At 33.0% G+C, this 13,745-nt stretch carries 15 protein-coding genes and 2 pseudogenes; 3 read left to right on the top strand and 14 right to left on the bottom strand.

All coding sequences use genetic code 11. The annotated features are described in order from the left end of the window. Window positions 1-54: 54 nt before the first annotated feature. From K5S59_RS17375 to yqeK, 7 genes and pseudogenes are all read right to left on the bottom strand, one after another. The gene (locus K5S59_RS17375; RefSeq protein WP_097844966.1) at window positions 55-429 is read right to left on the bottom strand and encodes a hypothetical protein; all 375 of its coding nucleotides are present in this window, start codon (window positions 427-429) and stop codon (window positions 55-57) included. Window positions 430-537: 108 nt separating this feature from the next. Beyond that, window positions 538-1,386, bottom strand: a complete 849-nt coding sequence (locus K5S59_RS17370; RefSeq protein ID WP_000617093.1) for a GNAT family N-acetyltransferase — start codon at window positions 1,384-1,386, stop codon at window positions 538-540. A 96-nt stretch (window positions 1,387-1,482) separates the two neighbouring features. Next, window positions 1,483-2,118, bottom strand: a complete 636-nt coding sequence (locus K5S59_RS17365; protein WP_000450431.1) for an SDR family oxidoreductase — start codon at window positions 2,116-2,118, stop codon at window positions 1,483-1,485. A 16-nt stretch (window positions 2,119-2,134) separates the two neighbouring features. After that, window positions 2,135-2,872, bottom strand: coding sequence for a phosphorylase family protein (locus K5S59_RS17360; RefSeq protein WP_098872130.1), 738 nt, complete (start codon window positions 2,870-2,872; stop codon window positions 2,135-2,137). Then, window positions 2,872-3,183 (bottom strand): annotated as a pseudogene (locus K5S59_RS30725) (DUF3885 domain-containing protein); the annotation flags it as partial. The gene K5S59_RS17360 and the pseudogene K5S59_RS30725, both read right to left, overlap by 1 nt. Window positions 3,184-3,200: 17 nt before the next feature. Continuing rightward, a pseudogene (locus K5S59_RS30720) lies at window positions 3,201-3,362 on the bottom strand (DUF3885 domain-containing protein); the annotation flags it as partial. Next, entirely contained in the window at window positions 3,362-3,970 is a 609-nt protein-coding gene (gene yqeK / locus K5S59_RS17350; protein WP_000262556.1) for a bis(5'-nucleosyl)-tetraphosphatase (symmetrical) YqeK, read from the bottom strand. The pseudogene K5S59_RS30720 and the gene yqeK, both read right to left, overlap by 1 nt. A 193-nt stretch (window positions 3,971-4,163) precedes the next feature. Between yqeK and K5S59_RS17345 the strand changes: the two genes are divergently transcribed. From K5S59_RS17345 to K5S59_RS17335, 3 genes are all read left to right on the top strand, one after another. After that, window positions 4,164-4,859, top strand: coding sequence for a response regulator transcription factor (locus K5S59_RS17345; RefSeq protein ID WP_001038818.1), 696 nt, complete (start codon window positions 4,164-4,166; stop codon window positions 4,857-4,859). Continuing rightward, window positions 4,849-6,006 (top strand): sensor histidine kinase, encoded by a 1,158-nt coding sequence (locus K5S59_RS17340; RefSeq protein ID WP_001243290.1) that lies wholly within the window; start codon window positions 4,849-4,851, stop codon window positions 6,004-6,006. The genes K5S59_RS17345 and K5S59_RS17340 overlap by 11 nt, the downstream gene beginning before the upstream one ends. Before the next feature lie 181 nt (window positions 6,007-6,187). Further along, window positions 6,188-7,204, top strand: coding sequence for a D-alanyl-D-alanine carboxypeptidase family protein (locus K5S59_RS17335; RefSeq protein WP_097844971.1), 1,017 nt, complete (start codon window positions 6,188-6,190; stop codon window positions 7,202-7,204). 58 nt (window positions 7,205-7,262) lie between these two features. On the opposite strand, the gene K5S59_RS17330 is transcribed toward K5S59_RS17335, so the two are convergent. The 7 genes from K5S59_RS17330 to K5S59_RS17300 form a co-directional block, all read right to left on the bottom strand. Continuing rightward, window positions 7,263-7,721: a DinB family protein gene (locus tag K5S59_RS17330; RefSeq protein ID WP_000288263.1), complete on the bottom strand. Its 459-nt coding sequence runs from the start codon at window positions 7,719-7,721 to the stop codon at window positions 7,263-7,265. Between the two features lie 2 nt (window positions 7,722-7,723). Next, window positions 7,724-8,464 carry an alpha/beta fold hydrolase gene (locus K5S59_RS17325; RefSeq protein WP_000588508.1) on the bottom strand — a complete coding sequence of 247 codons (741 nt, stop codon included), beginning with the start codon at window positions 8,462-8,464 and terminating at the stop codon, window positions 7,724-7,726. After that, window positions 8,457-9,017, bottom strand: coding sequence for a nucleoside/nucleotide kinase family protein (locus K5S59_RS17320; protein WP_001036630.1), 561 nt, complete (start codon window positions 9,015-9,017; stop codon window positions 8,457-8,459). Before K5S59_RS17320 ends, K5S59_RS17325 begins: the two co-directional genes overlap by 8 nt. A gap of 48 nt (window positions 9,018-9,065) precedes the next feature. Beyond that, a complete protein-coding gene (locus tag K5S59_RS17315) occupies window positions 9,066-9,608 on the bottom strand; it encodes a GNAT family N-acetyltransferase (protein ID WP_002071790.1) in 543 nt (180 codons plus the stop codon). A 119-nt stretch (window positions 9,609-9,727) separates the two neighbouring features. Further along, on the bottom strand, window positions 9,728-10,042 hold the full coding sequence (gene exsK / locus K5S59_RS17310; protein WP_048529942.1) for an exosporium protein ExsK: 315 nt from the start codon (window positions 10,040-10,042) through the stop codon (window positions 9,728-9,730). Between the two features lie 169 nt (window positions 10,043-10,211). Beyond that, window positions 10,212-12,152 carry an AMP-binding protein gene (locus K5S59_RS17305; RefSeq protein WP_098257876.1) on the bottom strand — a complete coding sequence of 647 codons (1,941 nt, stop codon included), beginning with the start codon at window positions 12,150-12,152 and terminating at the stop codon, window positions 10,212-10,214. 49 nt (window positions 12,153-12,201) lie between these two features. Continuing rightward, complete coding sequence (locus K5S59_RS17300) at window positions 12,202-13,743, bottom strand: acyl-CoA carboxylase subunit beta (protein ID WP_098872119.1); 1,542 nt, start codon at window positions 13,741-13,743, stop codon at window positions 12,202-12,204. Window positions 13,744-13,745: the final 2 nt, after the last annotated feature.

The following is a 13,745-nucleotide window of genomic DNA, read 5'->3' as shown; positions in this document are numbered from 1 at the left end:
ATCCCTAATATATTTTTAATGCATAATTTCTATATAAAAAGAAAAAAGCATTCTTTAACGAGCATTTTGCATTACTTTTATTAGGTCATTTATATTTTCAACTTTTTGCTGAAACTGATCAAATCTGCTATGTAGCAATGACGGATTCTTGTCTTCAGTTGAAATAACTTTTTTTAATTCCTCTTCTAATTTATCATATGTATCAAAGAAATTATCAAATTCTACACTTACAAGTTCTTCATTTTCACGATAAAACCTTTTTGATTCTATATATGTCATATATGATTTATTTAAAAATCCTAATGAAATTAAATATTTAGAAGTGTTTTCTTGATAAATAGCAATATCACATGCTATTTTAATATCTGAATAAGTTTTTTGAACGAAACAATGTAATTCAAAAATCTTAAACTTCAATCCATTATTCATTTCATCCCCTCCCATCCTATCTATTCTACATAAAAAAAGAATATTATACAAAGTAAAATATCAATATAGTACAAAAATAAAAAGCGAAAGAATAATTCCTTCCGCTTTTTATAGCAATACATACATTTCATATTGCGCTAAAGAATTCTTTTCAAATCCAGTTTTCTTAAAAAATCCTTCTAGTAAATTGTTGTTTGGAAACCCAATTGATAAACTTGTTACATTCAACTCATCTCTTGCTACTTGTAATAATTTTGATCCAATATTACGATTTCTATAGTCTTTGTCTATGAAAAGAAAACTGATTTTACCTTGTTCATTCATACATATTGAACCTTTTAAATCATTATCAACATATGCGCCGTAAAATGTATTATTTGTTTTTTCGATATACTCCATATCATTTTGCCAATTTATATGGAAGTGTAACCATTTCTGAATTTCAAGTTTAAAAGATGGAAAATCTAATTGCTTTACTTCAATTCCCTTACACTCTTTATTTATTATTTTAGTCATATCTTTTAAATTATAATAAGATAGATCATACACTTTTTCATAGCCTAATTTCGTATAAAAATGAATCGCTCGGTCATTGCCTACAATGACTTCAAGAAAAAGTTGCTTACACTCATTTTGAAGCGCCTCTTCTTTATGCAGTTCAAATAACTTTTGACTCACACCAATACCGCGGTAATTAGGATGAACCGCTAATGTTCCACAGCGCATTGTTTTTATGTTTTCGTAATCCTTTATCCCGCCAAGTATTACACCAACAGATTTGTTACCGTCTACAGCAAGAAAGGAATGTTTTAGTGAATTCCCTTCAGCTCCAAAAAATCTTTTTATAAAATCTTCTTTTGAAACTTCCATTTTAATAATATAATCAGAAAAGCCATCTTTAAATGCTTCATATACTAAATCTATACTTACTTCACTACCTCTTTTGTATTGAATCATATAAAATTATCCCCCACTTACTAGCGTTAATCTTAACACTCGAATAAATAAAATGTACTAGTTCTAATCTACAAATCATTCTTTTAATTTTACCCATTAATTTGATATAAACGGGTACTTCCCTACATATCTCTCACTATTAATTTGTTTTATAACAAACGGTGCAATATCACTATTTTGGATTTTGATTCCTGGCATATCTACTAAACTCTCCTTTATATTTCCAATGCCCTTCCCTTCCATAACAAATGGTAATCTAACAATTGTCCAATCTACATCACTATCTTGAATAGTTTGCAATTCTTTATATTTATCTTGCATCATCTTTGATAAAAATACTTTAAACAAGGTGGCTCCTATTTTATTTACAATTCCCTTTTGATCTCCTGTAACATCTAAAGAACCTCCAGAAATTAGTATATATCTTTTTATTTCAAATTCTTTCATTGCTTCTAAAATATGCTTCGTTACTGTGCTAAAAATATAAGATTCATTTTTTGGTTGACCTACCGCATTAATTACAGCTCGACAACCTTTAAGTAATTCCCGTATTGAAGAAAAATCACGTGCATCTCCATTAATAATCTCTAAATTTTCATTTTTTATTTTGATATTATTAGAAGTTCTTGTTAATATTTTTACTTGATATCCCTTTTCTAACGCTTCGTTTACAAGGAATTTCCCGGCTTTTCCGTTTGCACCCAGAATAGCTATTTTATTTGTAGTTTCCAATATTAATCCCTTCTTACTATCTATTATTTACTACATTAATCTCATACACTCGTAAAAAAGCAATTAAATGCTCGCACGCTCGTTCACACGCTAACATTTTAAAGATTTTTTGTTCCTCTTTCGTTTTATCATTCGCTTGATCTGATGCAGCTTTTAAACTGAGAAAAGGTTTGTTATTGATTTGACACACATAAGCAAAAGCTGCCACTTCTTGATCAACCGCTAATGCTCCATATACAGTATGGAGTAAATATCTCATTTCTGAACTACGGATACGTTGATCTCCAGATAAAAATGTACCATAATGCATCGGATCATAAGATCGTACCTTTTTTATTCTTCTTACAAGTGACTTTGTCGTTTCAATAGGTGCTGTCCTACCATTATATAAATTAAAAACATCTTCCCCCGAACCCGCAGCAGTAACGTCGTGTTGTATTGCATTAAGGGCTACTACAATATGTCCATTTTTCACCTTATTTGATAGACTTCCACATATTCCTGTCATAAACAACTCATCTGGCTGAAACTCACTAATTAATAATTGCACACAACTAGCACAGCTTACTTTGCCAACTCCAGTTATTACGGAGATAATCTCCAGATTATTAATATAATGAAAATGAAATTCCCAAGCTGCTCGTTTTTCAATACGTTCACTTGGATAACATTGATGCAAATACGTAAGTTCTGGTTCCCATGCGGCTACGATTGCAATACGTTTCATTACATGCTTCACTTCCCCTATTGTTATCATGTAAATAATTTATCTATACTTTCTCGTTCATAATCTGGAATCCACTCTTTATATTTCTCATATAAATTTCGTATTGTTTCTTTATTCTTCGCAATTACTTCACATCCTCTATCATCGTAAACAAACATGATAATATCTTTCGATACATTTATAAGGAATACATCTGGATAAGAAATTTCTTTTTTGCGTCCAAAACGAGGATAGAGACCTGGAAAATCTTCATGATTTGCAGCTTGAATAAGCTGTTTGTACTTTATATCGCTAGCAAAACATTTTAACGAAAATTGATATGTACAATATATATCAGCTTATTAAAACTATTTTATACATTTATTTTCTGCGAATTTTTCACATTTTCCTTTTTAAATCGATAAACATTTGTTACTAAAAACACTTCATCTTATTTTGAAAATATATCTTCAAACAAGTATTTATTATATGTATAAAGTTGAGTGAAGTATTCCATATTTACATCGTCGGTTCTTTCTACTCTACTATTTCTTTTAACTGCCAATATGCATCTTCTAGCCACGGATGTAAAACTTTCAACGTGTCTTGTTTAACCCACAAATATGAAATATATACAAATGCAGCATGTTCTAAAGATTTTTCTAATCCTTTTTTTACTTCTACTAAATAAGGTGGTGTCCCATTATGATCCCATTCTATTTTATCAGCAACAAATAACACTAAATCCATCTTCGTTGCATGTTTACGTAGTGTAGTATGACAATTAATTGCATTTAAAATTTCTTCATCGTCCACTTTAAATATCTCTTTTGCAATTATTCTCGACTGTTTTTGATGAATAATCATCGGGAATTCTCGTTCTTCTTGTAATATCTCTATTCTAAATTGTTCAGCAACTGCACCCCGCTCTTCATTCAGAAAGATTGCACTAATATCATGTAAATATGCTGCAATCGCTGCCTTTTCCTCGTTTTCATGATACTTAATCGCAATTTTTCGAGCTTCATTTGCCACCCGAATTGAATGTTTATATGTAAGTTCTTTATTGTATTTTAATAGAAAAGCTTTTATATCATTTTCAATTTTTCCAGTTGGAGTAAATGAATAAATCTCTTTATATACCATAGCAAGCCCCCCCTTATCCTTCACTTTCAGTATAATACGTTATTCGAATATCTTTCTTCTTTGTATTCGTTATGAATGTTTTAATCCCTTTTTTATATGTTACATGAAATTTTATGTGGAATCATTGCTACAAAATACATAAATGTTTGATATTATAGTAATGTTAATGATTTGTCAGGAAAGGAACTACATAATGAATAAAAATATATTAATTATTGATGATGATAAAGAAATTGTTGAATTACTTGCTGTTTACTTACGCAATGAAGGCTATAACATTTATAAAGCGTATGATGGCGATGAGGCATTACAAATGATTTCTACATATGAAGTTGACCTTATGGTTCTGGATATAATGATGCCAAAACGAAACGGGTTAGAAGTTTGTCAAGAAGTGCGCGAAAATAATACTGTACCTATTCTTATGCTTAGTGCAAAAGCGGAAGATATGGATAAAATATTAGGTCTTATGACAGGTGCAGATGATTATATGATTAAACCATTCAACCCATTAGAATTAGTAGCAAGAGTGAAAGCTTTGTTACGAAGATCATCTTTCCAAAATGCCACTTCCTCCAAAAATGAAGATGGTATTATCCGTATTCGTTCTGCTGAAATACATAAACATAATCATACAGTTAAAGTCAATGGAGAGTATATTAAACTTACATCCATTGAATTTGATATTTTATATTTACTTGCGAGTAATACCGGAAGAGTATTTAGTTCCGAAGAAATTTTTGAACGCGTTTGGAATGAAGATGGTTATGGCTCAAATAAAACTGTAATGGTCCACATTAGTAATTTACGAGATAAACTTGAAACAGGAATGAATGGAGAGAAGTTTATTCATACTGTTTGGGGAGTAGGCTATAAAATTGAGAAATGAAGCATTTGATATATTAAAAGATATCCCAAAATGGAAGTTGATTTTTTGGTTTATGTTAGCCATCACACTTACTCCTATTACTGAATTAATTATATATCGCCTTGTTACAAGTGTAATTGAAAGTTCACTTACGTTAAGTGAACTCGGCAAAGAATTCATTAGAATTTTTGGATATGAAAAATATAAAGGAATAAGGGAATCTCTATGGATGATGATTGTATCTTATTTGTTTTTATTTTCTATTTTCTCATCCTACCTATATATTTTTTATCGTCATGAAAAAAAGCTTTACTATGAAACTTGTATTAAAAAAATGATAGAAGAGATTCGTTATATTGCCGATGGAAACTTCAATCATAAAGTTTCTATCGTAAATCATAATTATCTGGAAGAGTTAGCGACCGGGGTTAATCAAATTGTTGAACAATTGAAAGTCTCAATTGATGAAGAGAGACAGGCGGAACAAGCTAAAAGTGAATTAATTACAAATGTATCGCATGATTTACGTACCCCTCTTACTTCTATAGTTGGATACGTAAATTTAATCCACCATGATAATTATAGAGATGAAGTGGAATTACGCTATTACATACAAGTCATTTACGATAAAGTAACACGTCTTAATGCATTAATGAATGACTTGTTTGAATATACACGTGTTCAGAATAAAGAGTTAAGCTTATATTCTGTTCCCATTGATATTGTAGAGTTACTTGGACAATTAACTGTTCAATTCCGTATACAAGTTCAAGAAGCTAATATAGAATGTCGACCTTCTTTTCCATCTCAAAAACTCATGGTATTAGCTGATGGAGACAAATTAGTGCGTGTGTTTGAAAATCTTATTATAAACGCTATCGCTTATGGAAACGACGGTGGATATATCGACCTTGCTGCCTATGAAAGTAATAATATGATTACTATAGATATAACAAATTACGGCCAACCAATTCCTAGTACAGATTTACCTCATATTTTTGAACGTTTTTATCGCGTTGAAAAATCTCGATCTACAAACACCGGTGGATCTGGGCTCGGATTAGCAATTGCAAAAAGTATTGTCGAATTGCATAAAGGATCAATTGAAGTATATAGTGATGATAAAAAAACAACTTTCACTGTAAAATTACAACCACATAAATGTTAATAAAGCTTAATTCCAGATCTAATTTCTTACCATATAAGAAATTGGATCTTTTATTTCCCATTAAAATCCAAAATTTAATAATCCTTTATAATTCTTTAGAAATTCTTTACCTTTTCTTTCTTCCTAATTAAGCATTCCTTTTTACAATAGTATTATTGATGTCATAGTAGGAGGATCGCTTATGCAATTCCTGAAAAAGTTCACAATTTTATTATTATCTTTTGTTATTACAGCACTTATCGTTTTATATTTTTACCTCTATGTAAATGGTCCAATTATTCAAGCTAAATCAGCTATTTTAATAGATGCTAATTCAGGTGAAGTTGTTTATAAAAAAAATGAGGAAATTCCTATACAATCAGCTACTTTATCTAAATTAATGACAGAGTATATCGCAATGGAACAACTGAATGAAGGCAAAATACAGTTAGATGAATTAGTAAAAATAAGTAACGAAGTTTTCCGAGCAGAAAAGAGTCCTATACAAGTAACTTCGAAAGATCAAACGACAGTTCGTGATTTACTTCATGCATTGTTTCTGACAGGGAATAATCGTTCCGCACTTGCCCTAGCAGAACACATTGCTGGAAACGAAGGTAACTTTACACTTTTAATGAATGAAAAAGCAACACAACTAAAGTTATCACAACCATCCCCGTTTCTAAATGCAACTGGAATGAATAACGATACGAATAAACAATCAACTACAACGGCAATAGACGTTGCTAAACTAGCAACACAATTAGTAACAGACTTTCCAGATGTATTGAATATTACGAAACTAACCTCTTACCAATTTACCTTCAAAGACTCAAAAGTTTTCAACACAAATAAAATGATTTATTCCCTTAATAAAAACATTAAACTCCAAGGTGTTGACGGCTTACAAACTAGTTTTTCAACTAATGGTAATTATAGTTTTGTAAGTACAGCACATCGAGGAGATACTAGACTTATTTCTGTAATATTAGACTCAAGTGAAGAAAACAGTACCTTTATTGAAACAAAAAAGCTACTACAGTACGGTTTTGATCCATCCTCGTACTCTGCACTCCAAGCTTTTAAAGATGCTGTTACATCTTGGACAGTATTGCTTCAGTTTAAAAATTTAATCATACAAACATTGTTGATTTTCTTCATTATTACATTTTTAATGTTTTTACATATACGTCAGAAAAAATCCGAGGATTTCAACTAGGAAATCTTCTTATATATAAAAAACGGCTTACATTTATAGTGCAAGCCGTTTTCTAAATCTATAGTCCCCTTCCAATTAAATTCGCTGAAACAGGCTGAAGATTTAACTCTCTCGCCCATATAGATAGCTGACCAATGTGATGAATTTCGTGTACAATTACATGTCTTAACACTTCACCGTATGTATATGTTTTATCTGTCCACGAAGCTTTTAATATCTTATATTCTAGGCTAGATGACCATAACTTCAAAAAAACTTCTAATTCTCGTTTATATAAATCAGATAACGCTTTCACTTTTTGGATCGATTGATAATCTTTATACTGCGGTTCATTATCTTCTTTTCCTTGAAGTGCGCTAATCCAGCTGTATTCAACATCGACAATATGAAATAATGTTTCTAAAATACTTCCAACACCCCCTACACGCTTGCGGAGTAATTCTTCTTCTGAAAGTTGCTCACACCACTTAAACCAGTCGTCCCTTACTTGCCAATTGTATTGAAATAAAGTGTACATATTTATCTCTCCCCCACCTCAATAATCCACTTAATAGCATCTACTACATAATATGGTTCATCTTTTTGAATATAGTGACTACTTTGTTCTGCAATTACAAATTTATTATTGCTTGATAATCGTAATAAATCTTCTTGCAATTGTAACCATTTCAATTGTGCAGCTGGCGAATAAAAAGCTTTTTTACCAGCAGCTAACACGGCAAGTGGAATATTCCCCATTGACTGACAATGTTTGTCTACTTCACCTAGACTAAACATAAACTCTTCATAAGAACTTTCATATACAAACTGTTTATTGTAAGCATCTTGAAATTCTGGAGACATGATTGGTAAAAAATCTTCTTTATAATTTTCCGGTGTCGAATCCACCAAAACGATTCCCAACATATCTTCGGGATAAAAAGTCGCAAATAAACGTGCATTTATACCGCCAAAAGAATGTCCTACAAAAATATAAGGTGGTTTCAATTGTAATTGCGCTAAGCAACCTCTTAAATCTTTTACCATCTCAGAACTAATATGTCGCTTGGAACTCTTCCCACTTTTCCCTAACCCCGATCGGTCATATGTAAGTACCGTTCCATATTCCGTCAACTCTTCAGCAATATGATCCCATGCCGTTGAATAATCGCTATAACCTGCCTCCATTATAATAACTGGCTGCAGCTTCTTTCCTTGGAACTTTTTCGTATACATTTTAAAATCGTCAACTTGTACATATTCCTCTATACATTTAATCATTGACAATCACTTCTCTTCGGCCAAGTTCCTCTACAGCATGATTCATTATTTCACTTACAGATAAAGAGCCATCCAATACAATATCCGAATTTGGCTTAACAGTATGGATTGCCTCTAAATATGCTTTTCTCGCAAATGTCATGTAATGTTTCAAATCATTATGTATTTCATCTATTGTATCTTCTTTAAAATCTCGCAAAATTCTTCTAGCCATCGCAATATCTAAAGGCGTATCTATAAATATTGTTGCATCAATAAATTCTCGCATTTCACTATTTAAGTATGCAAATGGATAATCTAAAATAATATAATCTACTTTATCCTCTCGTATAAGATGCTGAATATCATGAATTAATGGTGTAAGTACCCATTCATCATAATTTGCTCCCTCATCAATCCATTTACAAATATCAGTAGGACAGTTTTTAAAGTGATAGCTATCAAAATATAGCGCTTTTGAATTTGTTAGCTTTTGAGTTAAATTTTCTGTAACAGTCGTTTTACCTCCTCCTGAAACAGCTGCAATTGTAATGATTTTCGTTTTCTTATTCATAATTCCCCATCATACCCCTTTTAATTAACATAATATAATTACAGATAACTATAATTCTTTATCGCTCCATTCATATTCTAACATACTCATTTCCCATAAATTCCAATACGTTTCTCCTACCTTTTTTGACTCTCGTAATAAACCTTCTTTTACAAATCCTGTTTTTTCATAACATGAGATGGCGGACGTATTAAAATCATAAACACCAAGGGTTACTCTATGTAGTTTTAATTCTTCAAATGCAACTTGTAGTACTGCCTTCATCATATGTTTCCCTATAGAACGTCCTCTCATTTTCGTATCACCAACTAGCACTTTTCCAATCCTTGCAGACTTATTAATATTGTCTATTTGCCCAAGTGAAATATGACCAACCACTTTCTTAGACTCTTCATCTATTACTTTAAATGCAAGAGTATTTGAGCTTTCTATATAATTTTCTAATTGTTGTTCATTTAAAGGATATGTAAATGCATTTCCTGACCACTGTATTAAAAATTCTTCAGAATCAATCCAATTTATTAATTGTTTGAAATCGGATCTTTTTAAGGATTCTAATTTAATCAACACCATTCTCCTTTCATACACCATTCTATATATACTCAAATTTATTTCTATATATAGAATATATTCTCCTTTTATACGAAATTAAAATAAAGCCATTCATAAGAATGGCTTTACAAAAACATAGCCCAATTATGCTATGTTTCCTATGTTAACAATGGTTCAATCGCTTCAATTTTACAAACTGAAATAATTACTGTAACTACCCCAGCACTATTAGCAAGCTTTACAACATCACAAGTGACTGAAGAAACAGTTCCTGCATAATTATTACTTCCTGTTGTAATACGCACTGATCTGTTTACTAACTTTCTCAGCTCATCTCTAATTCCTTGTACACAGCAACAGTCACATGCCTTATTTTGCTCTTCATGTTCTTTTTTACACTCTTCAAAAACATCCCAACAATCATCCTGTTTACATGAACACTTTTTTCTAGAATTACTATAACGATATCCCAAAATCTCACCCCCTAATCATTTCTATTAATATAGTATGTCCACTAGCTTTAAAGTGTACGAGGCAAAAACATAGAAAGGAAAAAACAAACACATGTACTAAATTATCCTGTATATATAAAAACTGACCTCTAATAATTAGAGGTCAGTTCACATTATACATGCTTTAATTTTATAATTTACTAGACTGCAACCCCTGAATAAACGGAACTACTTCAGGATTTACAAGCGATGATAAATCACCTAATTCTTTTCCTAAGTAAGCTGCTTTAATGACGCGTCGCATTACTTTAGAATTACGTGTTTTCGGTAAATCTTCTACAACGTGAATATCTTTTGGACATAATGCTTTTCCAATATGAGAGTTTACTAAACTCATTAACTCTTTCTTTAACTCTCCTGTGAATGTTACATTGTCCCTTAGTACTACAAAACAATGACAAACTTCACCTTTTACTTCATCAGGTACACCAATCGCGGCAGCTTCTATGACATCATTATGCTTTACAAGAATTGATTCATATTCAGCAGGTCCAATACGTTTCCCAGCAATGTTTAACGTATCATCTGAGCGTCCTGTAATAATATATTGCTCACCATCATAAATAACCCAGTCACCATGAACCCATTTATTTTCAAAACGTGACCAATATGTGTTCACATAACGCTCATCGTCTTCCCAGAAACTTTTCGTCATACCAACCCAAGGCTTCTCTAAACATAATTCTCCAACCTCATCACGAATTGGATTGCCTTGATCATCAAGCACAACCGCTGCCATTCCTGGTAAAGATGCATTAAAACTAATCGGTGCAATTGGTTTAATAAGGACATTTCCGAAAATCCCACCAGAAATTTCAGTTCCGCCTGAATAGTTACAAATTGGTACATTACTTTTTCCAACTGTTTCAAATAGCCACATCCAAGGATCTGGATTCCAAGGTTCACCTGTTGATGCGAATACTTCTAAACTGTTGAGCGAATGTTTATTCACATATTCATCACCTTTTGCCATTAACGCGCGAATTAATGTTGGTGATATACCGAGATGTGTAATTTCATATTTATCAACTGTCTCCCATAACCGATCGGCTTCTGGGAAATCTGGAACACCTTCGTACATAACCATCGTTGCCCCATTAATAAGAGAACCGAATAGTAAAAATGGTCCCATCATCCAGCCCATATCAGTTACCCATAATACACGGTCACCTTGTTTGATGTTCATTCCAAATCCTGCATCAAATGCAGCTTTCAAAGGGAAACCAGCATGTGTATGTACCGTTCCCTTCGGTTTCCCAGTTGTACCTGATGTATAAATGAACATTAAAGGATCATCACTATGCATTTCTTCAGCATGTACAAATGGCTTTTCTTTTTCTAACGTACTCCATGAGAAATCATAATTATGCGGTGTAAATTCATTTCCTGCGTGACGCACGATAACGACTTTTTCAACAGTTGGACAATGTTCACAAGCTTTATCTACTTCGTCTTTTAATGAAACAATTTTACCTCGGCGTGAAAAACCATCTGCAGTAATGATCATTTTCGATCCTGCCGCTTGTACACGTGTCATGACTGCATCAGACGCAAATCCTGAGAATATTGGTGAAATAATTGCTCCGATTTTCATAACAGCTAGCATCGCAACAACTGTTTCTGGAATCATCGGCATATAAATTGTTACACGGTCTCCTTTTTCAATACCAGCATGTTTCAAACCGTTTGCAACGCGGCTTACCCAGTTATCAAGTTCTTCATATGTAAATGATTTTGAAGTTCCATTTTCTCCCTCGTACTGAAGTGCTGGTTGTGTTCTTGTTTCATCGTCTGCAAGCCAGCGTGATAAAACGGATTCTACAACGTTACATGTTCCGCCATTATACCACTGTGCAAACGGCATACCATTCTCTAAGTCTAGCACGTCTGTATAAGGTTTCATCCATTGATAGCCTACCGCTTTCTCAGCTTCTCCCCAAAACCAAGCTGTTTCTTCGATTGACTTATTATAAAATGTTTCATAGTCTTCATATCCCAAAGATTTCATCCAACCATATAGACGCGTTTTTTCTTTATACTCTTCTGTTGGAAACCAAACTGCTTGTTTCAATGTTTTCCCCTCCTTAACTTTTTGAGCAAGAAAGCCCTAAATAGGGCTTTTAAACTGGATAAACAGGATGTTTACGATCCGTAAATACTTGATATTTACTCATATACATTTCGAATCGTCCTTTTAACTCTTCTCTTAAATTGTTTGGATGAACAATACCATCAATGACCATCTCTGATGCCAAATGGTAAATATCAATATCCTTCTTATACTCTTCGCGTTTTTCAGCAATGAAGCTATCACGCTCTTCTTCTGGTAAAGCTGCAATCTTATTTGCATATACAGCATTGACCGCAGCTTCTGGGCCCATTACCGCAATAGAAGCTGTCGGTAATGCAAGGCAGCAATCTGGTTCAAAGGCTGGACCCGCCATCGCATATAAACCAGCACCATATGCTTTACGAACAACGATAGAAATTTTCGGTACAGTTGCTTCACTCATTGCAGAAATCATTTTTGCGCCGTGGCGAATAATGCCAGCACGCTCTACTTTTGTACCAATCATAAATCCAGGTACATCTGCAAGGAATAATAATGGAATATGATATGCATCGCATAAATTAATAAACTTTGCTGCTTTATCAGCTGAATCGTGGAATAATACGCCGCCTTTCATACGCGGTTGATTTGCAATAATACCAACTGGCTTACCATCAATACGTGCTAAGCCTGTAATTAGTTCTTGAGCAAATAATTTTTTTACTTCATAGAAAGAACCTTCATCAATAATTCTGTTAATGAGATCTTTCATATTGAAAGGAGCATTTTGATTTTCTGGAATGATTTGTTCTAACGTTTTTTCGAATTGTTTCGGTTCTTGAGGTGTAACCAATGGAGTCTTCTCTAAGTAGTTGTTTGGAAAATATGAAATGTATTGTCTTGCTTGTGTAATCGCATCTTCTTCGGTCTTACATAAAACATCTCCGCATCCTGATATTGAGCAATGCATACGAGCTCCGCCCATCTCTTCTAAAGTTACTTTCTCACCGATAACCATCTCAGCCATACGAGGAGATCCTAAATACATAGATGCATTTCCTTCCACCATCATAACAACATCACAAAAGGCTGGAATATACGCACCACCAGCTGCAGAAGGTCCAAATAATAAGCATACTTGCGGAACTTTACCTGATAATTTCACTTGATTGTAGAAGATTCTTCCTGCACCACGGCGCCCTGGGAACATTTCTACTTGATCAGTGATACGCGCTCCAGCAGAGTCAACTAAATAAAATAACGGAACACGTAATTTTTCTGCCGTTTCTTGAATACGTAAAATCTTTTCAACTGTACGTGCGCCCCATGATCCGGCCTTTACTGTTGAATCATTTGCCATTACGCATGCAGTGCGACCATGTATTTTACCTGTTGCCGTAATAACACCATCAGCAGGTAATCCTGTTTGTTCACAATTTGCAAATAATGCATCTTCTACATATTCACCATTATCAAATAAAAGAGCTAAGCGATCTCGAACGAATAGTTTTCCTTTCGCTTTATTTTGATCATGATATTTTGGTGCGCCGCCTTGTTTAATCGTTTCAACTCGTTCTTCAAATGTATTTGATTGTTGTTTTTGATCTAACATAT

This window comes from Bacillus sp. BML-BC051, assembly GCF_019656175.1.
GTDB classification, from domain to species: Bacteria; Bacillota; Bacilli; order Bacillales; family Bacillaceae_G; genus Bacillus_A; species Bacillus_A mobilis.
This window is presented reverse-complemented; position numbering and strand designations above follow the sequence as displayed.